The organism is Streptomyces fodineus (assembly GCF_001735805.1).
Classification (GTDB): Bacteria; Actinomycetota; Actinomycetes; order Streptomycetales; family Streptomycetaceae; genus Streptomyces; species Streptomyces fodineus.
In genome coordinates this window covers 1,707,036-1,730,167 of record NZ_CP017248.1, presented here as the reverse complement: position 1 = coordinate 1,730,167, position 23,132 = coordinate 1,707,036, and the positions used below count along the sequence as shown (strand labels likewise).

General features: G+C 75.3%; 1 protein-coding gene and 1 pseudogene. Both read left to right on the top strand.

Annotated elements, in window-relative coordinates:
- Nucleotides 1-43: 43 nt before the first annotated feature.
- Nucleotides 44-12,575: pseudogene (locus BFF78_RS07125) on the top strand (SDR family NAD(P)-dependent oxidoreductase); the annotation flags it as partial.
- A 248-nt stretch (nucleotides 12,576-12,823) separates the two neighbouring features.
- On the top strand, nucleotides 12,824-23,131 hold the full coding sequence (locus BFF78_RS07120; RefSeq protein ID WP_069783429.1) for a type I polyketide synthase: 10,308 nt from the start codon (nucleotides 12,824-12,826) through the stop codon (nucleotides 23,129-23,131).
- Nucleotide 23,132: the final 1 nt, after the last annotated feature.

Genomic DNA, 23,132 nt, shown 5'->3' with positions numbered 1-23,132 from the left:
CGCCCGTGAGGCGACGTGACGTGGAGTGGAGGGGGAATCACGCGTGGGTGACCGAGTGGGGCCTGCTGCCGGTCGGGAACCGGTCGCGGTCGTCGGCCTGGCGTGCCGGCTGCCGGGGGCGGCGAACCCCGCCGAGTTCTGGCGGCTGCTGCGCGACGGGCGGGACGCGCTGGGCGAACCCGGTCCGCGGCGCTGTCACCCCGACGGCCCGGCCGTGCCCGTGCTGCCCTCCGGTGAGCCGGTGCGGGCGGGTTTCCTGGACCAGGTCGACTCGTTCGACGCGGGGTTCTTCGGCATCTCCCCGGGCGAGGCGGCCGTACTGGACCCGCAGCAGCGGCTGGTGCTGGAGCTGGCCTGGGAGGCCTTCGAGGACGCCGGGATCGTCCCGGGAGACGGTGCACACGCCACCGGGGTGTACGTCGGCGCCACCTCCGACGACTACGCCACCCTGCGCGGCACGCGGCTGAGCCCGCACTCGGCCACCGGACGCAACCGGGCGCTGATCGCCAACCGGGTGTCGTACGCGCTGGGGCTGCGCGGGCCGAGCCTGGTGGTGGACAGCGCGCAGTCCTCCGCGCTGGTCGCGGTGCACCTGGCCTGCCGGGCGCTCGCGGCAGGGGAGTGCACGGTGGCGCTGGCCGGTGGCGTCCAGCTGAACATCGCCCAGGACGGCTACGACATCACCCGGGCGCTGGGCGCGATCTCGCCGGACGGGCGCTGCTACACCTTCGACGAGCGGGCGGCCGGGTTCGTGCGCGGCGAGGGCGGCGCGGTGCTGGTGCTCAAGCCGCTGTCGGCGGCGCTGGCCGACGGGGACACCGTCCACGCGGTGATCCGGGGCAGTGCCACCAACAACGACGGCGGCGGCGATGCGCTGACCGCCCCGCGCCAGGAGGCGCAGACGGAGGTGCTGCGGCTGGCCTGCGCGGCGGCCGGGGTGTCCCCGGCCGAGCTGAGCTACGTGGAACTGCACGGCACCGGAACGCCGCTCGGCGACCCGGTCGAGGCCGCGGCGCTGGGCGCGGTGGCCCGGCGCGAGCGGCCGCTGCTGGTCGGCTCGGTGAAGACGAACATCGGGCACCTGGAGGGCGCGGCCGGGATCGCCGGGCTGCTCAAGACGGTCCTGTGCCTGTCGCGCCGGGAACTGGTGCCCAGCCTGAACTTCCGCACCCCGAATCCACGGATCCCGCTTGCGGAGCTGGGGCTGCGCGTGGTCACCGAGACCGGGCCGTGGCCCGCGGCAAAGGGCCCGCTGCTGGCCGGGGTGAGCTCGTTCGGCATGGGCGGGGCCAACTGCCACGTGGTGCTGGCGGAGCCGCCCGCCCCCGGTCCGGCGCCGGACCGGGACGCCGGCCGGTACGACGGCCCGGTGCTGCTGCCGTTGTCCGCGCGGACCCCGGCGGCGCTGACCGAACTGGCGGGTCTGGTCGGCGAATCGGCGGCGGCATCCCCGGTGGACCTGGCCTACTCGCTGGCCACCACGCGCAGCCGGCTCCCGCGGCGGGCGGTGCTGGTCGCCGAGTCGGCCGAGGAGGTACCCGGCCTGCTGGAGGCGCTGGCCCAGGACACGGCGCACGCACGGGTGGTGCGCGGTACGGCCGTCGAGGGGCGGACGGTGTTCCTGTTCGCCGGCCAGGGCAACCAGCGGCCGGGGATGGGCCGCGAGATCTACCGGCGCCACCCGGTGTTCGCCGCGGCGGTGGACGAGATCGGCGAGCGGATGCGCCCGCACCTGCCGCGGCCGCTGCTGGAGGTGATGTTCGCCGAGGACGGTTCGGCCGACGCGGCACTGCTGGACGAACCGACGTACACACAGCCCGCGTTGTTCGCCGTCCAAGTGGGGCTGTTCCGGCTGGTGGAGAGCTGGGGGATCGCCCCGGACGCGGTCCTCGGCCACTCCTTCGGCGAGCTGGCCGCCCTGCACGTCGCCGGGGCGATGCCGCTGCCCGACGCCTGCGCGCTGGTGGCCACCCGCGGCCGGCTGATGCAGGACATCCCGCCCGGTGGGGCGATGGTGCTGGTGGAGGCGTCCGAGGCGGAGCTGCTGCCGGACGTCGGGGAAACCGGCGGGCTGGTGTCGATCGCCGCGCTCAACTCCCCGACCGCCACGGTGATTTCCGGGGACGAGGAAGCCACGCTGGCGATCGCGGGCCGCTGGTCCGCCAGGGGCCGGCGCACCCGGCGGATCCAGGTCCCGATGGCCAGCCACTCGGCCCACGTGGACGGCATCCTGGACGCGATGCGCGCCGCCGCGGCCCGCATCGACTGGCAGCGGCCGGCCCTGCCGGTCATCTCCTCGCTGACCGGCACCGAGCTGGACGTGACAGGCCTCGACTGGCCGGAGTTCTGGGCGCGGCACACCCGCGACACGGTGCGGTTCGCCGACGCGATCGCCACGGCCTGTGCGCAGGGCGCGCGCACGTTCCTGGAACTGGGTCCGGACGGGACACTGAGCGCGATGGGCCCGGGCAGCGCCCCGCAGGACGTGGCGTTCGTCTCCGCGATGGCCGGCGGGGAGCGCCCGGACCTGCGGTCGCTGCTGACCGCGGTGGCCCGGGTGCACGCGCGCGGAGTGCCGGTGGACTGGGCGCGGTTCTACGCCGGCTCCGGGGCACGGCGGATCCCGTTGCCCACCTACCCCTTCCAGCGGCGGCGGCACTGGATCGCCGGGGTCACGGCCACCGGCGGCGCATCTCCTGCCGTACCGGAGGGGCCGGCGGCCGAGGTGCCGACGGCGCCGGTCTCGCGGCTCGCCGGGTTGCCCGCGGCCGAGCGGGAGCAGGCGGTGCGGGCGCTGGTGCGCGCCGAGGTGGCCGCGGCGCTGGAGCTGGACTCCGCCGAAGAGCTGGACGTACGCCGCCCGTTCAGGGATCTGGGCTTCGGTTCGCTGATGACGGTGGAGCTGGGACAGCGGCTGGCCGAGGTGACGGGGTTACGGCTGCCGGCCACGGTCGTACTGGACCATCCGACCCCACAACGGATCGCGGAGCACCTGATCGCCGAGCTGGCCACCGGGACACCGGTGCACACGGCGCCCGCCGTCGCTGTGCCCGCCGCCGAGCCGATCGCGATCGTCGGGGTGGCCTGCCGGTTCCCCGGCGGGGTCGGCTCGCCCGAGGACCTGTGGGACCTGGTGGCCTCCGGCGGCGACGCGATCGGCGACTTCCCCACCGACCGCGGCTGGGACCTGGACGGGCTGTTCGACGCCGACCCGGACCGGCCGGGCCGCAGCTACGCGCGTACCGGCGGATTCCTCTACGGGGCGGCCGAGTTCGACGCCGGGCTGTTCGGTATCTCGCCGCGCGAGGCGCTGGCCATGGATCCGCAGCAGCGGCTGCTGCTGGAGACGTCCTGGGAGGCGCTGGAGCGGGCCGGGATCGACCCGCTGTCCCTGCGGGACAGCACGACCGGGGTGTTCGCCGGGGTGATGGCCCAGGACTACGGCCCGCGGATGCACGAGGGCGCCGCCGGCCTGGACGGCTATGTGCTGACCGGCACGACGGCCAGCGTCGCCTCCGGCCGGATCGCCTACAGCCTGGGACTGCGGGGCCCGGCGGTCACCGTGGACACGGCGTGCTCCTCGTCGCTGGTCGCGGTGCACCTGGCGGCGCAGGCGCTGCGCGCCGGAGAGTGCTCGCTGGCGCTGGCCGGCGGGGTGACGGTGATGTCCACGCCGGGCATCTTCGTGGAGTTCTCCCGGCAGCGCGGGCTCGCACCCGACGGGCGGTGCAAGTCGTTCGCGGCGGCGGCCGACGGCACCGGTTGGGCGGAGGGTGCCGGGCAGCTCGTACTGGAGCGGCTGTCCGACGCGCGGGCCAACGGCCACCCGGTGCTGGCCGTACTGCGCGGCTCGGCGGTGAACCAGGACGGCGCGTCCAACGGGCTCACCGCGCCCAACGGCCCCGCACAGGAACGGGTGATCCGCTCCGCGCTGGCCGCCGCCGGTCTGTCCGGCGCGGACGTGGACCTGGTGGAGGCGCACGGCACCGGCACCACGCTGGGCGACCCGATCGAGGCCCAGGCGCTGCTGGCCACCTACGGCCAGGGCCGCGCCGGCGAGCCGCTGTGGCTGGGATCCCTGAAGTCCAACATCGGCCACACCCAGGCGGCGGCCGGGGTAGCCGGGGTGATCAAGGTGGTGCAGGCGATGCGGCACGGGCTGCTGCCGCGCACGCTGCACGTGGACGAGGCCTCGCCCTATGTGGACTGGTCGGCCGGCGACGTGCGCCTGCTCACCGAGGCGCGGCCCTGGCCCGAGCGCGACCGGCCGCGCCGGGCCGGTGTGTCCTCGTTCGGGATCAGCGGCACCAACGCGCATCTGATCGTCGAGCAGGCGCCCGAGGCGGCGCAGCCCGCGGTCGGGCCGGATCCGGTGCTGCGGTCCGGTCCGGTACCCGTGGTGGTGTCCGGGCAGACCGCGGCCGCGTTGCGCGCACAGGCGGAGCGGCTGGCCGCGTACCTGGAGAGTGAGCCGGGGGCACCCCTGGAGGACGTCGCGCGCGCTGCCGCCACCACCCGCGCCGGGCTGGAGCACCGCGCCGTACTCACCGCCACCGACCGCGCGGACCTGGTACGGGGCCTGCGCACCCTGGCCGCCGACGCGGAGTCGCCCGGCCTGGTGCGGGGGGTGGCCGACGTGGACGGCCGCACGGTGTTCGTGTTCCCCGGTCAGGGTGCGCAGTGGGCGGGGATGGCGCTGGAACTGCTGGAGTCCTCGCCTGTGTTCGCCGCCCGATTGGCCGAATGTGCCTCGGCGCTGGGTGAGTTCGTGGGCTGGTCGTTGCTGGGTGTGTTGCGGGGTGAGGCCGGTCAGCCGTCGTTGGAGCGGGTGGATGTGGTGCAGCCGGTGTCGTTCGCGGTGATGGTGTCGCTGGCGGCGCTGTGGCGGTCGTTCGGGGTCGAGCCGGATGCGGTGGTGGGGCATTCGCAGGGTGAGATCGCGGCGGCCTGTGTGGCGGGAGCCCTGTCCCTGCGCGACGCGGCGAAGGTGAGCGCGCTGCGCAGCGCCGCGCTGAGCGCGTTGTCCGGCGCCGGCGGGATGATGTCGGTGGCACTGCCGGTCGACGAGCTGGCACCGCGGCTGGCGCCCTGGGCCGGACGGGTGTCGGTGGCCGCGGTCAACGGGCCCGCCGCGGTGGTGCTGTCCGGCGAACCCGGACCGCTGCGGGAACTGGAAGCCGAGCTGACCGCCGAAGACGTACGGGCCCGGCTGGTCGCTGTGGACTACGCCTCGCACTCCCCTCAGGTGGAACGCATCCGCGCCGAACTGCTGGAGCGGCTCGCCGGAGTTCAGCCGCGCACCGCCGAGATCCCGTTCTACTCCACGGTGACCGGCGAGCGGCTGGACACCGCGGTCCTGGACGCCGAGTACTGGTACCGGAACCTGCGTGAGACCGTCCGGTTCGAGCAGACGATCCGCGCGCTGGACGACGCCGGGCACCGGGTGTTCGTGGAGGCCGGCCCGCACCCGATCCTCACCGCGGCCGTGCAGGACACCGTCGAGTCGGCGGGCAGCACGGCCGTGGTGGTGGGTTCGCTCCGCCGCGACCAGGGCGGCCCCGGCCGGTTCCTGCTGTCGCTGGCCGAGGCCCATGTGCGCGGGGTCCGGGTGGACTGGACCGCCGCGTTCGGCGCCGCGGGCCACCGGGCCGAGCTGCCCACCTACGCGTTCCAGCGGGAGCGCTACTGGCTGGCCACCCCGGCGGGCGGAGCGGATCCGGCCGGGCTCGGGCTGGACGCCACCGCGCACCCGCTGCTGGGCGCCGCCGCGCCGGTGGCCTCCACCGGAGAGCTGCTGCTGACCGGTGAGCTGTCCCGGCAGCGCCAGCCCTGGCTCGCCGACCACGCGGTGTCCGGCACCGTCGTACTGCCCGGTGCCGCGTTCGTCGAGCTGGCCGTCCGCGCCGGGGATGAGGCGGGCTGCGCGGTGCTGGAGGAGCTCACCGTGCACGCGCCGCTGCCGCTGCCCGAGCGCGGCGGCGTGCGGGTGCAGGTGGTGCTCGGCGCGCCGGACGAGGACGGCGGCCGCACCGTGGACGTGTACTCCCGGCCGGGTGGCGGTGAGGTGTACTCCCGGGCGGACGGCCGTACGGAGTGGACCCACCACGCCACGGGCAGGCTCGGCCGGGCCGAGGTGCCCGCGTCCCGGATCGGCCGCTGGCTGCCGGAGGGCGCCACCCCGGTCGAACCCGCCGACCACTACCAGTCACTGGCCCGCCTCGGCTACGGCTACGGGCCGGTGTTCCAGGGCCTGCGCCGGCTGTGGCGGCACGGCGAGCACCTGTTCGCCGAGGTCGCCCTGCCCGAACCGGCGGCAGGGGAAGCCGGGGCGTTCGGGCTGCATCCGGCCCTGCTGGACGCGGCGCTGCACGCGGCAATCCCAGCCGACGGCACTGCCACGACCGCGCTGCCGTTCGCGTTCACCGGGGTCCGGCTGTACCGGGCCGGTGCCGCCGCGGCGCGGGTGCGGTTGCGCCCCGCGGCCGGGGGAGCGGTGTCGATCACCCTGAGCGACGCCGAGGACAACCCCGTCCTCGTGATCGACTCGCTGGCCTTCCGCCCGGTGACCGCCGGGCAACTCGCCGCCGGCCGCCGGGATCACCTGTACCGCACCGGCTGGGTCCCGCCGGCGTCCCCGGCGCGGGACGGCGCATGGGCCTTCCCGACGGGCCCGGGCGGGCTCGACGAGCTGGGCGATCAGGTGCCCGCCGCGGTGGGCGTCGCGGTGACCGGGGTGACCGACGCCCTGGCGCTGGCGCAGCGCTGGCTGGCGGAGGAACGGTTCGCCGACTCCAGGCTCGTACTGCTCACCCGCCGGGCCGTGGCCGCCGCCCCCGGGGAGCCGGTCGACCCCGACGCCGCGGCGGTGTGGGGGCTGCTGCGCAGCGCGCAGACGGAGAACCCGGACCGCTTCGTGCTGGCGGACACCGACGGGCACGCTGCGTCCGAGGCGCTGCTGCCCCGGCTGGCCGGAACCGGGGAAGCACAACTGGCGCTGCGCGCCGGGCAGTTGCTCGTGCCGAGGCTGGCCCGGGTGACCGAGCCGGCCGGTGCCGCGCCTTGGTCGGCCGAGGACACCGTGCTGATCACCGGCGCGAGCGGCACCCTTGGTCGCCTGGTGGCGCGGCATCTGGTGGGCCGTCACGGGGTGCGCGGCCTGGTGCTGGCCTCCCGGCGCGGCCCTGACGCGCCCGGTATGGCCGAGCTGGCCGCCGAACTGGCCGAGCAGGGCGCCGAGGTGGCGGTGGTGGGCTGTGACGTGGCCGAGCGGGAGGCGGTGGCCGCGCTGCTGGCCGAGCACCCGGTGACCGCGGTGGTGCACGCGGCCGGGATCCTCGACGACGGTGTACTGGCCGCGCTCACCCCGCAGCGCGTGGCGGAGGTGTTCCGGGCGAAGGTGGACGGCGCACGGTGGCTGGACGAGCTGACCCGGGACCTGGACCTCACCCGGTTCGTGCTGTTCTCCTCGGTGGCCGGGACGCTGGGCAACGCCGGGCAGGCCGCGTACGCGGCAGCCAACGCCGCACTGGACGGGCTGGCCGCGCGGCGCCGCGCCGCCGGGCTGCCCGCGACGGCGGTCGCCTGGGGGCTGTGGGCCGAGAACAGCGGGATGACCGAGCGGATGGCCGGCACCGACCGGGCCCGGCTGGCCCGCGCCGGGGTGCTGCCGCTGGACTCCGGCACCGCGCTGGACGTGTTCGACGCGGCCACCGCCCTGGACGAACCGGTGCTGGTGGCCGCCCGGTTGGACCCGGTGGCGCTGCGCGAGCGGGCGGCCGAGGGCGTGCTGTCCCCGGTGCTGCGCTCACTCGTGCCGGTCGTACGCCGCCCCGCCGCCGAGGGTGCGGCGGACGGCGCCGACGGGCTGCGCCGCAGGCTCGCCGAGCAGGAGCCGCTGCGGGTGCTCCAGGACCTGGTGCTGACCCAGGCGGCGGTGGTGCTCGGCCACTCGGACCCCGGCGGGCTGTCACCGGACCGGCCGTTCAAGGACTTCGGCTTCGACTCGCTGACCGCGGTGGAACTGCGCAACCGGCTGGGCCGGGTCACCGGCGTACGGCTGCCCGCGACGGTGGTGTTCGACCACCCCACCCCCGCCGGACTCGCCGGGTACCTGCGCGCCGAACTCGTCGGTGACACCTCTGCGGCGGCCGCCCTGCCGGTGGTGGCCGCCGCCGCGGACGAGCCCATCGCGATCATCGGCATGGCCTGCCGCTTCCCGGGCGGGATCGTTTCCCCGGAGGACCTGTGGGACCTGGTGGCCTCCGGCGGCGACGCCATCGGCACCTTCCCCACCGACCGCGGCTGGGACGTCACCGGCCTGTACGACCCGGACCCGGACCACCCCGGCACCAGTTACACCCGGCACGGCGGATTCCTCTACGACGCCGGCCGCTTCGACGCCGGGCTGTTCGGGATCTCGCCGCGCGAGGCGCTGGCGATGGACCCGCAGCAGCGGCTGCTGCTGGAGATCGCCTGGGAGACCCTGGAACGGGCGGGGATCGACCCGTTCTCGGTGCGCGGCAGCCAGACCGGCGTGTTCACCGGCGTGATGTACCACGACTACGGCACCACGCTGCGCGAGCTGCCCGAGGGCGTCGAGGGGCACCTGCTCACCGGCACCGCCGCGAGCGTCGCCTCCGGCCGGGTCGCCTACACCCTCGGCCTGCAGGGGCCCGCGGTCACCGTGGACACGGCGTGCTCCTCCTCGCTGGTGGCACTGCACCTGGCGGCGCAGGCGCTGCGCGCCGGGGAGTGCTCGCTGGCGCTGGCCGGCGGGGTGACGGTGATGGCCGAGCCGACCACGTTCACCGCGTTCTCCCGGCAGCGCGGGCTGGCCGCGGACGGTCGGTGCAAGTCCTTCGCCGGGGCGGCCGACGGCACCGGCTGGTCCGAGGGCGTCGGCCTGCTGCTGCTCGAGCCGCTGTCCGCGGCACGCCGGCGCGGCCACCGCGTGCTGGCCGTGGTGCGCGGCTCGGCGGTCAACCAGGACGGCGCGTCCAACGGCCTGACGGCACCCAACGGTCCCGCGCAGGAGCGGGTGATCCGCGCCGCGCTGGCCGCCGCCGGGCTGTCCGCTCAGGACGTCGACGCGGTGGAGGGCCACGGCACCGGGACGCCCCTGGGCGACCCGATCGAGGCACAGGCGCTGCTTGCCACCTACGGCCAGGGCCGCGACGGCGATCCGCTGTGGCTGGGGTCGGTCAAGTCCGGCATCGGGCACGCGCAGGCCGCGGCCGGGGTGGCCGGCGTGATCAAGATGGTGCAGGCGCTGCGGCACGGTGTGCTGCCCCGCACGCTGCACGTGGACGAGCCCTCCCCGCACGTGGACTGGGCATCCGGCGGGGTCCGGCTGCTCACCGGGGAACAGCCCTGGCCGGACACCGGCCGCCCGCGCCGAGCCGGGGTGTCCTCGTTCGGCATCAGCGGCACCAATGCGCACGTCATCATCGAGCAGGGGGAGGACGAGCGGGTCGACGTCTCGGGTTCCGGGCGGCCGGAAGCCGGGCAGGCCCCTCAGTCCGGTGCGGCGCGGCCGGACACCGAGCCGCGGCTGCTGCCCGTCGCTCTGTCCGGTCAGACGGAGGACGCACTGCGCGCGCAGGCCGCGCGGCTGCGTGCGCACCTCGCCGGTCACCCCGGTGACAGGCTGTTGGACATCGCCTGGTCCAGCGTCGCCGGCCGGGCCGCCCTGGAACACCGCGCGGTCGTGCTGGCCGCCGGCCCGGAGCAACTGGGCGAACGGCTCGCCGCGCTGGCCGAGGGCCGGGACACCCCGGGCGTGCTGCGCGGCACAGCGGCCGACACGGCGCGGCGGGTGGCGTTCGTGTTCCCCGGCCAGGGTGCGCAGTGGGCCGGGATGGCACTGCAACTGCTGGACTCCGCACCGGTGTTCGCCGCCCGGCTGGCCGAGTGCGCCGCCGCGATCGAGACATACGTCGACTGGTCGGTGCTGGACGTCCTGCGCGGTGTGCCGGGCGCACCGTCGCTGGAACGGGTCGACGTGGTGCAGCCGGTGACCTTCGCGGTCACCGTGTCGCTGGCCGCGCTGTGGCGTGCGCACGGCGTGGAACCGGAGGCGGTGATCGGCCACTCGCAGGGCGAGATCGCCGCGGCCTGCGTGGCCGGGGCACTGTCCCTGGACGACGCCGCCGCGGTGGTGTGCCTGCGCAGCCGCGCGCTGACCGGACTGTCCGGCAAGGGCGGCATGATGTCGGTGGCGCTGCCCGCCGAGGAGGTCCGGGCCCTGTTCGCCGACGACCGGCTGGACGTTGCCGCGATCAACAGCCCCGCCTCCACCGTCGTATCCGGGGACCCCTCCGCCCTGGAGGAGCTGCGGGCCGACTGCGAGGCACGCGGGGTACGGGCCCGGCGCATCGCCGTGGACTACGCCTCGCACTCCACCCAGGTCACCGCCGTCAAGGACAGTCTCGCCGGGCTGCTCGCCGGAATCAGCCCGGAGACGACGCGGATCGAGCTGTACTCCACGGTCACCGGGCAGCGGCTGGACACCCGCGAACTCACCGGCGACTACTGGTACACCAACCTGCGCCGAACCGTCCGCTTCGCCGACGCCGTGCGCGCCGCGCTGGACACCGGGATCGGCACTTTCATCGAGATCAGTCCGCACCCGGTGGTCGCCCCGGGCGTGCAGGAGACGGTGGACGCCGCCGGCGCGCGGGCCGTCGTCCTGTCCACGCTGCGCCGCGACGACGGCGGCTGGCCGCGGTTCGCCCACTCGCTGGCCGAGGCGCACGTCCGCGGGGCCGGGGTGCGGCTGGCCGAGGTGTTCGCAGGCACCGGCGCACGGCAGGTGGACCTGCCCACCTACGCCTTCCAGCACCGGTGGTACTGGCTGGCCGAGCAGGCCGGCTCCCGGTCCGACACCTGGCGCTACCGGGTCGAGTGGCGCGCTGCGGGCGCACCGGAGCACACCGAACCGGACGGCGAGTGGCTGGCGTTGGTGCCCGCGTCAGGCGCCGATCCGGACTGGCTGAAGACGCTCGTCGGCGGCCTGCCGGTGCGCGCCCTCACCGTGGACACCGAACACGCCGACCGCGCCGCCCTGACCGATGAGCTGCGCCGCGCACTGGCCGAGCACACCCCACGCGGCGTGCTGTCCCTGCTGGCCGCCGACCGCCGCCCGCACCCGGAACACCCGGTGGTGCCCGCCGGCGTGGCCGCCACCCTGGCACTGGTACAGGCGCTGGGCGATCTGGCCGCGACCGTGCCGCTGTGGCTGGTGACCTCCGGCGCGGTCCGCGCCGGCGACACCGACCCGCTGCGCGAGCCGAGCGCGGCGCAGGTGTGGGGCCTGGGCCGGGTGGCGATGCTGGAACACCCGGCGTTCTGGGGCGGCCTGGTCGACCTGCCCGCCGAACCGGACGAGGCCGCCCTGGAGCAGCTGCGCGCCGCGCTGGCCGGTGGCTGGGGCGAGGAGGACCAGCTGGCCGTACGCGGTTCCGGCACGCTGCTGCGGCGGCTGGTGCACGCCCCGCCCGCCGGCGGCCCGGCCGGCCGCTGGCAGGCCAGGGACACCGCGCTCGTGACCGGTGGCACCGGCGCGCTGGGCCCGGAGGTCGCCCGCTGGCTCGCCGGGCAGGGCGTGCGGCACGTGGTGCTGGTCAGCCGCAGCGGAGCGGGCGCCGAGACAGTCGCCGGGCTGGCCGCCGAACTCGACGTCCTCGGCGTACGGTTGACCGCGCGGGCCTGCGACATCGCCGACCGGGCCGCCGTCGCCGCGCTGCTGGCCGGGCTGCGCGAACAGGGCGAGACGGTGCGCACCGTCGTACACGCCGCCGCGCTGATGCGGCTGGCCCCGCTGACCGGCACCGACCTGGCCGAGTACGCCGACGTACTCACCGCCAAGGTCCAGGGCGCCCGGCACCTCCTCGAACTGCTCGACCCGGCCGAGCTGGACGCGCTGGTCTTCTACTCCTCCATCGCCGGAGTGTGGGGCAGCGGCGACCACGGCGCCTATGCCGCGGCCAACGCCGAACTGGACGCGCTGGCCGAACAGGCCCGCGCGACCGGTCTGCCGGTGACCTCGGTGGCCTGGGGCGTGTGGGACGGCGCCCGATTCCCGGACGGGGTGGACGCCGGCCAGCTGCGCCGCCAGGGCCTGCCGCTGATCGCGCCCGGTCCGGCGCTGGACGCGCTGCGCACCATCCTCGAACGTGCCGAGACCGGTCTGTCGGTGGCCGATGTGGACTGGGCGAGGTTCATGCCGCTGTTCACCTCGGCCCGCAGCCGGCCGTTGTTCGCCGAGATCCCCGAGGCACAGCGCGCCCTGCGCCAGGCCTTCGAGCCGGAGGCGCAGCCGTCGGGTTCCGCCTGGTCGCAGCGGCTGGCCGGGCTGTCGGACACCGAACGCCGCGGCACCCTGCTGCGGCTGGTGCGCGAGCAGGCCGCCGTGGTGCTCGGCCACTCGGGTGCGATCGCGATCGGCCCCGACCGGCCGTTCCGCGACCTGGGCTACGACTCGTTGACTGGCGTCGAGCTGCGCAACCGGCTCCGCGAGGCCACCGGGCTGCCGCTGCCCGCCACGCTCGTCTTCGACCAGCCCACACCGGCCGCGGTGGCCGAGTACCTGCGCACCCGGCTGGCGCCCCCCGAACCACCCCTGCTCACCGAACTGGACCGGCTCTCGAAGCGACTGTCCGAGGCGGATGTCGAGGGCGAGCGGACCGACATCGAACTGCGGCTGCGCGCCATGTTGTCGCTGATCGGCGGCCACGTGGACGACGACGACTTCGACCCGACCTCGAACGAGGAGATGTACGACCTCATCGAGCGCGAACTCGGCGGGAACTGAAGGGGGTTGGACGTGTCCGAGGAAGACAAGCTCCGCGGCTACCTGAAGCGGGTCATGGCCGACCTGCGCAAGGCCAACCGCCGCCTGCAAGAGACCGAGCAGTCCCGCACCGAGCCCATCGCCGTCGTCGGCATGGCCTGCCGCTACCCGGGCGGGGTGCGCTCCCCGGAGGACCTGTGGCGGATCCTGGCCGAGGGCCGGGACGTCACCGGTGAGCTGCCCACCGACCGCGGCTGGGACATCGAGGGCCGCTACGACCCGGACCCGGAGCGCTCCGGCCACACCTACGTACGGCGCGGCGGCTTCCTGGACGACCCCGGAGCGTTCGACGCGGGCTTCTTCGGGATCTCGCCGCGCGAGGCGCTGGCCATGGACCCGCAGCAGCGGCTGCTGCTGGAGACCTCCTGGGAGGCCCTGGAACGGGCCGGGATCGACCCCACCGGGCTGCGCGGCACCCGCACCGGCGTGTTCGTCGGCCAGAACCACCAGGAGTACGGCACCGGCCTGGCACACGCACCGGCGAGCGTCGAGGGGCACCTGGTCACCGGCGTGGTGCCCAGCGTGCTGTCCGGCCGCATCTCCTACACCCTCGGCGTCGAGGGCCCGGCGGTCACCGTGGACACCGCCTGCTCCACCTCGCTCGTCACCCTGCACCTGGCCGTGCGGTCGCTGCGCGACGGAGAGTCCTCGCTGGCCCTGTCGGGCGGCGTGACCGTGCTGGCGAGTCCCGGGCCGCTCATCGAGTTCAGCCGCCAGCGGGTGCTCGCCGCCGACGGCCGGTGCAAGGCGTTCTCCGCCGCGGCCGACGGCATGGGCATGGCCGAGGGCGTCGGCGTGCTGGTGCTGGAACGGCTGTCCGACGCGCGGCGCAACAACCACCCCGTCCTCGCCGTCATCCGCGGCTCCGCCGTCAACCAGGACGGCGCGTCCAACGGGCTGACCGCCCCCAACGGGCCCTCCCAGCAGCGCGTCATCCGCGCCGCGCTGAGCGCCGCCGGGCTGTCCCCCGCGGACATCGACCTGATCGAGGCACACGGCACCGGCACCTCCCTCGGCGACCCGATCGAGGCCCAGGCGCTGCTGGCCACGTACGGCGCCGACCGTGACCGGCCGCTGTGGCTGGGCACGGTGAAGTCCAACATCGGGCACACCCTCGCCGCCGCCGGGGTGGCCGGGGTGATCAAGTCCGTACTGGCGCTGCGCCACGGGACCGTGCCGAGGACGCTGCACGCGGACACTCCGTCCCCGCACATCGACTGGTCCTCCGGCACCCTGTCCCTCGCCACCGAGGCGGTGCCCTGGCCGCGCGCCGAGCGGCCGCGCCGCGCCGCGGTGTCCTCCTTCGGGATCAGCGGCACCAACGCCCACGTCATCGTCGAGGAGGCTCCCGAGCCGGCCGCACCGGCCGACGACGCATCGGAACCGGCGGTCGGGTCCGTGCCGGAGCCGGTGCTCTCGCTGCCGGTGCCGGTGGTGCTCTCCGGCCGCGATGCTACGGGCCTCGCCGCGCAGGCGGCCCGGCTGCGCGAGTTCGTCGCGGCCGATCCCGAACTGGCCGTACCCCGGCTGGCGTTCGCCACGGCCACCACCCGTGCCGCGCTGGAGCACCGCGGCGCGGTCGTGGCCGCCGACCGGGACGAGCTGCTGACCGGGCTGGCGGCACTGGCGGAGGGCGCACCCGGCACGATCAGTGCGCTCGCCGACCGCGGGGGGCTGACCGGGTTCATGTTCTCCGGTCAGGGGTCGCAGTGGTCTGGGATGGGCCGGGAGCTGGCGGAGCGGTATCCGGTGTTCGCGGAGTCGTTCGAGGACGTCTGTGGGCGGCTGGAGTCGGTGCTGGGGCTGCCGGTGCGTGAGGTGGTCCTCGGCGGTGGTGAGCGGCTGGACCAGACGTTGTTCGCGCAGTGTGGTGTGTTCGCGGTCGAGGTGGCGCTGTTCCGGTTGCTGGAGTCGTTCGGTGTGGTGCCGGACTTCGTCGTCGGGCATTCGGTCGGTGAGGTGGCGGCTGCGCATGTGTCCGGGGTGTTGTCGCTGGACGATGCGGTGTCGCTGGTGTGTGCGCGGGCCGGGTTGATGCAGGAGTTGCCGCCGGGCGGGGCGATGCTCGCGGTCAACGCCGCCGAAACGGACGTGGTGGAGATCCTTTCCGGCGGGGTGGGGATCGCGGCCGTCAACGGGTTGCGGTCTGTGGTGGTGTCCGGTGCGGAGTCGGCGGTGGAGGCCGTTGCGGTCCAGGCGGCGGAGCGGGGCTGGCGGCATACCCGGTTGCGGGTGAGTCATGCGTTTCATTCGCCGTTGGTGGAGCCGGTGTTGGGGCGGTTTCGTGAGGCCATCGGTGGTGTCGGTTTCGCGGTGCCGAGTGTGCCGTTCGTGTCCGCCGTGGAGGTGGGCGAGGCGCCGGGGTCGGCGGATTACTGGGTGCGCAATGTCCGGGAGACGGTGCGCTTTGCCGATGCGGTGGCGCATCTGCATGCGTTGGGTGTGACGAGGTTCGTGGAGGTGGGGCCGGACGCCGCGCTGAGTGTCGTGGGGCCGGACTGTCTGCCCGAGGAGAGCACGGCGGTGTTCGTCCCGCTGCTGCGCCGCGACCAGCCGGAATCGGTGTCCCTGCCCACCGGGCTGGCCCGCTTCCACGCGCACGGCGGCAGCATCGACTGGACCCGGTACCTGCCCGCCACCGACCCGGTCGAACTGCCCACCTACGCCTTCCAGCGCCGCCGCTACTGGCTGGCCCCCGCCGGACAGACCGAGCCGGCCGCCCTCGGCGCCCGGCCCGCCGGGCACCCGCTGCTCGGGGCGCTGGTCGCCCTCCCCGGCGCGATCGACACCGTCCTGACCGCACGGCTGCGCCTGCGCGACCACCCCTGGCTGGCCGACCACCGGGTCACCGGCACGGTACTGCTGCCCGGAACCGCGTTCGTCGACATCGCCCGGCACGCCGCCGAACTGCTCGGCGACATGCGGCTGGACGAGCTGACCCTGGAGGTCCCGCTGGCGCTGCCCGCCGAGGGCGGACTCGCCCTGCGGGTCGGCATCGCGGAACCCGACGACACCGGCTGCCGCGGCATCGAGGTGCACTCCCGGCCGGAGGACTCCGCACTGCCCTGGACCCGGCACGCCACCGGTGTGCTGGCCGCGGACACCGAGGACACCGACGACGCCATGGGCGCGGACCTGGTGCAGTGGCCGCCGGCGGGTGCCGAGCCCATCGCCCTGGGCGAGTTCTACCCCCGGCTCGCCGGGACCGGCCTCGGCTACGGCCCGGCCTTCCAGGGGCTGCGCGCGGCCTGGCGGCGCGGCGATGAGATGTACGCCGAGATCACCCTGCCCGAGCAACAGCGGGGCCAGGCCGGGGAGTTCGGCCTGCACCCGGCGCTGCTGGACGCCGCGCTGCACGCCCTGGCCCTGCGCGGCGACGACCGCCTGCGCCTGCCCTTCGCCTTCCGCGGGGTCCGCTGGTACGCCGCGGGCGCGACGGCGCTGCGGGTCCGGCTCACCGTCACCGGGGACGATGCGGTCCGCGTGGATCTCGCCGACGACAGCGGCGCCCCGGTCGGCACCGTCGAGCGCGTGGTACTGCGCGCCCCCACCGGCGAACTGCGCCCGCCCGCACGCCTGGACTCGCTCTACCGGCTGGACTGGGTTCCCGCACGCGGCGGGCGGCACCGCGACACCGGCGCCGACGTGCTGTTCCGGGTCCCGGACACCCCGGTGGCCGAACGTACCGCCGCCGTGCTGGAGCGGGTGCGCCGCTGGCCGGCCGAGGAGCCCGTGCCGGGTGCCCGGCTGGTCCTCGTCACCCGGGGCGCGGTCGCCGCCACTGCCGAGGAGGTGCCCGACCCGGCGGGCGCGGCCGTATGGGGTCTGGTTCGGTCGGCGCAGGTGGAGTGGCCCGACCGGTTCGTGTTGCTGGATACGACCGACTCCGCGGTCACGGATGCGGAGCTGACCGCTGCGCTGGACACCGGCGAACAGCAACTCGCCCTGCGCGCCGGAAAGTTGCTGGTGCCGCGGCTGGCCCGGGTGACCGAGGCGGCCGGTGACCCCCCTTGGTCGGCAGAGGACATCGTGCTGATCACGGGGGCGAGCGGCACCCTCGGGGGATTGGTCGCGCGGCATCTGGTCGCACGTCACGGAGTGCGGGGCCTGGTGCTGGCCTCCCGGCGCGGCGGTGACGCACCCGGTATGGCCGAGCTGGCCCGCGAACTACGCGAACTCGGCGCCATCGTAAGGACCGTGGCCTGTGACGTGGCCGACCGGGACGCGGTGGCCGCGCTGCTGGCCGAGCACGCGGTGACGGCGGTGGTGCATGCCGCCGGGGTGGTGGACGACGGTCTGGTCACCGGTCTCACCGAGGAGCGGCTCAGGGCGGTGCTGGCGCCGAAGGTGCTGGGCGCACGCTGGCTGGACGAGCTGACCCGGGACCGGGACCTCACCTCGTTCGTGCTGTTCTCCTCCGCCTCGGCGACCCTCGGCAACGCCGGGCAGGCCGCCTACGCCGCCGCCAACGCCCACCTCGACGCGCTGGCCCGGCAACGCCGCGCCGCCGGCCTTCCGGCCACCTCGCTGGCCTGGGGGCTGTGGGAGGAGCGCAGCGGCATCACCGGCGGGCTGGCCCAGGCCGACCTGGCCCGGATCGCCCGCAGCGGCATCGCGGCCCTGTCCACCGAGGAGGCCCTGGCGTTGCTGGACGCCGCCGTCGGGCTCGGCGAGGCGGCCGTACTACCGATGCGGCTGGACACCGCCGCACTCCAGCGGCTGGATCCGCTGCCCGCGGTGTTCACCGGTCTCGTCCGCGCTCGACGCCGCGCCCGGCAGCGGTCCGGCTGGGCCGACCGGCTGCGCGCGCTGCCCGCGCCGGAGCGCCGCCGCGCCGCCCTGGACCTGGTGCGCGGCCAGGCCGCCGGGGTGCTGGACCTGGCCGGGGCCGAACAGATCGGCGCCGAGCAGGCCTTCGCCGACCTCGGCTTCGACTCGCTGACCGCGCTGGAACTGCGCAACCGGCTCGGCTCCGCCACCGGGCTGCGGCTGCCCACCACCCTGGTGTTCGACCACCCCACCCCGGCCGCGCTGGCCGCATTCGTGCTCACCGAGGCCGGTGACCTCGGGACCGGACCGGAACCCGCCGCCCCCGCGGTGGCGAGCGCGGCGGACGAGCCGATCGCCATCGTCGGCATGGCCTGCCGCTACCCCGGCGGGGTCAGTACGCCCGAGCAGCTGTGGGACCTGGTCGCCGCGGGCCGGGACGGGATCTCCGCCTTCCCCGCCGACCGCGGCTGGGACCTCGGGGCACTCCCGGTCGGGCAGGGCGGTTTCCTCGCCGACGTCGGTGACTTCGACCCCGGGTTCTTCGGTATCTCCCCGCGCGAGGCGCTGGCGATGGACCCGCAGCAGCGGCTGCTGCTGGAGCTGTCCTGGGAGGCGCTGGAGCGCGCCGGGATCGCCCCGCCGGCCGTCCGCGGCAGCCGCACCGGGGTGTTCGCCGGGCTGATGTACCAGGACTACGCGACCAGGCTGGCACATGTGCCCGAGGAACTGGAGGGCTACCTGGGCAACGGCAACCTGGGCAGTGTCGCCACCGGCCGGGTCGCCTACACCTTCGGGTTCACCGGCCCGGCGGTCACCGTGGACACCGCCTGCTCGTCCTCGCTGGTGGCCCTGCACCTGGCCGCCCAGTCGCTGCGCTCCGGCGAGTCCACCCTGGTGCTGGCGGGCGGGGTGACGGTCATGTCCAGTCCCACCCCGTTCCGCGAGTTCGACCGGCAGCGCGGCCTGGCCGCCGACGGCCGCTGCAAGTCCTTCTCCGCCGACGCCGACGGCACCGGCTGGTCCGAGGGCATCGGGATGCTCGTGCTGGAGCGGCTGTCCGACGCGCGGGCCCACGGCCATGACGTGCTGGCCGTGCTGCGCGGTTCCGCGGTCAACTCCGACGGCGCGTCCAACGGGCTCACCGCGCCCAACGGCCCCTCGCAGGAACGGGTCATCCGCGCCGCGCTGAGCGCCGCCGGGCTGTCCCCTTCGGACATCGACGCGGTGGAGGCGCACGGCACCGGAACCACACTCGGCGACCCGATCGAGGCCCAGGCGCTGCTGGCCACCTACGGCGCCGACCGTGACCGGCCGCTGTGGCTGGGGTCGGTCAAGTCGAACATCGGGCACACCCAGGCCGCCGCCGGGGTCGCCGGGGTGATCAAGGTCGTACAGGCGATGCGGCACGGCCTGCTGCCGCGCACCCTGCACATCGACGCACCGACCCCGCACGTGGACTGGTCGGCGGGTCCGGTACGGCTGCTCACCGAGGCGGTCGACTGGCCGGACGCCGAGGTCCGCCGCGCCGCCGTGTCGGCGTTCGGGGTCAGCGGGACCAACGCGCACGTGATCATCGAGCAGGCCCCGGCCGTCGAGCCGGCCATGCCGCTCGCCGAACCGGTGGTGCCGGTGCCGGTGCTCGTGTCCGGCCGTAGCGCTGAGGCGCTGCGTGGGCAGGCGGCGCGGTTGCGTGAGTACCTGCTCGCCGCATCGGGGGCCACCGTCGCCGAGGTGGCGCGCGCGGCGGCGCTGTCCCGTGCCGCGCTGGAGCACCGCGGTGCGGTGGTGGCCGCCGACCGGGACGAGTTGCTGGCCGGGCTGGACGCGGTGGCCGAGGGACGGTCGGATGCGATCAGTGCGCTGGCCGACCGGGGTGGGTTGACCGGGTTCCTGTTCTCCGGTCAGGGGTCGCAGTGGTCCGGTATGGGCCGGGAGCTGGTGGAGCGCTACCCGGTGTTCGCGGAGTCGTTCGAGGACGTCTGTGGGCGGCTGGAGTCGGTGCTGGGGCTGCCGGTGCGTGAGGTGGTCCTCGGCGGCGGCGAGCGTCTGGACCAGACGCTGTTCGCGCAGTGTGGTGTGTTCGCGGTCGAGGTGGCGCTGTTCCGGTTGCTGGAGTCGTTCGGTGTGGTGCCGGACTTCGTCGTCGGGCATTCGGTCGGTGAGGTGGCGGCTGCGCATGTGTCCGGGGTGTTGTCGCTGGATGACGCGGTGACGTTGGTGTGTGCGCGGGCCGGGTTGATGCAGGAGCTGCCTGCGGGCGGGGCGATGCTCGCGGTCAATGCCACCGAAACGGACGTGGTGGAGATCCTTTCCGGCGAGGTCGGGATCGCCGCGGTCAACGGTTCCCGGTCCGTGGTGGTGTCCGGTGCCGAGCCGGCGGTGGAGGCCGTCGCGGCCCAGGCGAAGGAGCGGGGCTGGCGGCACACCCGGCTGCGGGTGAGCCACGCGTTCCATTCGCCGTTGATGGAGCCCGTGTTGGACCGGTTCCGTGACGCCGTGGCAGGTCTCACCTTCGATGCTCCGCGCATCCCGTTCGTGTCCACCGTGGACATCTGTAGGGGGCCGGTGGACGTCGACTACTGGGTGCGCAATGCCCGGGACACGGTCCGCTTCGCCGACGCGGTCGCCCACCTGCATGCGCAAGGTGTGACCAGGTTCGTGGAGATCGGACCGGACGCCGCGCTGACCGCCGTAGGACCGGACTGCCTGCCCGAGGACGCCACCGCCGTATTCGTCCCGCTGCTGCGCCGCGACCAAGGCGAAGTCCGCACATTGGCAAAGGGGTTGGCAAGGTTTCATGTGCACGGCGGTACGGCCGACTGGGCGTCGTACCTGCCCGCCGCGGCCCGGATCGAGCTGCCCACCTACGCCTTCCAGCGCCGCCGCTACTGGCTGGAGAACGCCGAACCGGCGCACCGGGGCGGCGGCTACCCGCTGCTGGACGCGGCCGTGGAGTTCGCCGAGGAGGACGGGTTCCTGCTGTCCGGACGGCTGGCCACCCGGGCGCAGCCCTGGCTGGGGGAGCACACCGTGCTCGGCGCGACCGTGGTACCCGGCAGCGTCTTCGCCGAACTGGCCCTGCACGCCGCCGCGGAGACGGGCGCCGGCGAGGTCGCCGAACTGACCCTGCAGGCGCCGCTGGTGCTGCCCGAGCACGGCGCGGTCGAGGTGCAGATGAGGGTCGGCGCGCCCGGCGCGGCGGGGCACCGGCCGCTGACCGTGCACGCCCGCCCGGCCGGGGACGGCACCCCGTGGACCTGCTACGCGCGCGCCCTGCTCGGCCCGGTGCCGGCCGGGACACCGGCCGAGCCGGTCGTCTGGCCGCCGCCGGGCGCCACCGCACTGGACATCGGCTCGGCCTACGCCGAGTTCGCCGCCTCCGGGCTGGAGTACGGCCCGGCGTTCCAGGGACTGCGTGCGGCCTGGCGCGCCGGCGACGAGATCTACGCCGACATCGCCCTGCCCGACCTCACCGACACCGGCCGCTACCGCCTGCACCCCGCCCTGCTGGACGCGGCGCTGCACGCCCTGCGCTACCTGCACGAGGACGAGGGCGACCGCACCCTGCTGCCGTTCGCCTGGCACGGGATCGCGCTGCGCCGCACCGGGGCGTCCGCGCTGCGGGTGCGGATCTCCCCGGTCGCCGCCGCGGCGGCCCGGATCGAACTGGCCGACCCGACGGGCGCCCCGGTCGGGGTCGTGGAATCCCTCGCCGTCCGGCCGATCCAGGCCGGACAACTCGGCCACCACGAATCGCTGTACGCCGAGGACCTGGTGCCCGCGACCCTGCCGGCCGGCCCCGAGCCGACCGTGCTGACCTGCGCCGACCTGGCCGAACTGCCCGACCGTGAGCTGCCCGGGGTGGTGGTGCTGGCGGCCGGGACCGAGGCCGACCCGGTCGCCGCGGCCGGCCGGGCGCTGGGCGCGGTGCGCACCTGGCTGGCCGGGGACCGCTTCGCCGGCACCCGGCTGGCGCTGCGCACCCGGAACGCGCGCACCGACCCGGCAGCCGCCGCCGTCTGGGGTCTGCTGCGCTCGGTGCAGCAGGAGCACCCGGGCCGTTTCCTGCTGGCGGACGTCGAGGGCACGGACGGCACCGGGATCCCCGCCGCGGCGTGGAACGTGCCCGGCGGGCAACTGGTGCTGCGGGACGGCGCGGTGCTCGTGCCGCGGCTGTCCCCTGTCCCGTTGTCCAGGATCACCGACCGGGACGGCGCCACCTGGGACCCGGACGGCCCGGTGCTGATCACCGGTGGTCTCGGCACGCTCGGCGCGGCCCTGGCCCGGCACCTGGCCGCCGACTGCGGGGTCCGCGAGCTGGTGCTCACCGGTCGCCGCGGCCCGGACACCCCGGGCGCGGGCGAACTGGACCGCGAACTACGCGAACTCGGCGCCATCGTAAGGACCGTGGCCTGTGACGTGGCCGACCGGGACGCGGTGGCCGCGCTGCTGGCCGAGCACCCGGTGACGGCGGTGGTGCATGCCGCCGGGGTGGTGGACGACGGTCTGGTCACCGGTCTCACCGAGGAGCGGCTCAGGGCGGTGCTGGCGCCGAAGGTGCTGGGCGCACGCTGGCTGGACGAGCTGACCCGCGACCGCGAGCTGACCGACTTCGTGTTGTTCTCCTCCGCCGCCGGGGTGCTCGGCGCGGCCGGGCAGAGCGCCTACGCGGCGGCCAACGCCGCCCTGGACGCACTGGCCCGTGCCCGACACGCTGCCGGGCTCCCGGCCACCTCGCTGGCCTGGGGTCTGTGGGAGGAGCGCAGCGGCATCACCGGCGAGCTGGCCGAGGCCGACCTGGCTCGCATCGCCCGTGCCGGGCTGCGGCCGTTGGCCACCGCCGAGGCGCTCGACCTGTTCGACCTGGCGCGCTCCGTCGACGAACCCGTGCTCGCACCGATGCGCCTGGACCGGGTGGCCATCCGGGCCGGCGGGCAGGTCCCGGCGGTGCTGCGCGGCCTGGTCCGGGGAGCGCCCGTTCCGGCCGCCGGCGCGAGCGCCGCGCCCGCCACCGCGCTCGCCGCACTGTCCGGACCCGAGAGGGAGAAGGCGCTGCTGGAGCTGGTCCGCGCCGAAGCGGCCCGGGTACTGGCCTACGACTCGCCGGCGGCCGTGGCCGAAGACCGCACCTTCGCCGAACTCGGCGTCGACTCGCTGGCCGCGGTGGAGCTGCGCAACCGGCTGTCCGAGACCACCGGCGTCCGGCTGCCCGCCGCGGTGGTGTTCGAGTACGCCACCCCGGTGGCGCTGGCCGCGCACCTGCACGCGTCCATGCCCACCGCGGAGGACGCGCGGGACGGCTCGCCGCTCGCCGGGCTCGACCAGCTCGAAGAGGCACTGGCAGGCGCCGGCCCCGGCGCCGTGGACCAGGCGAAGCTGCGCATGCGGCTCACCGCGCTGCTGGCCAAGTACGGCGGCGAGGAACAGTCCGCCGCCGTACCGGAGCACGACCTGTCGTCGGCCTCCGACGACGAACTGTTCGGCCTCGTCGACGACCTCGGCGCCGGCTAGG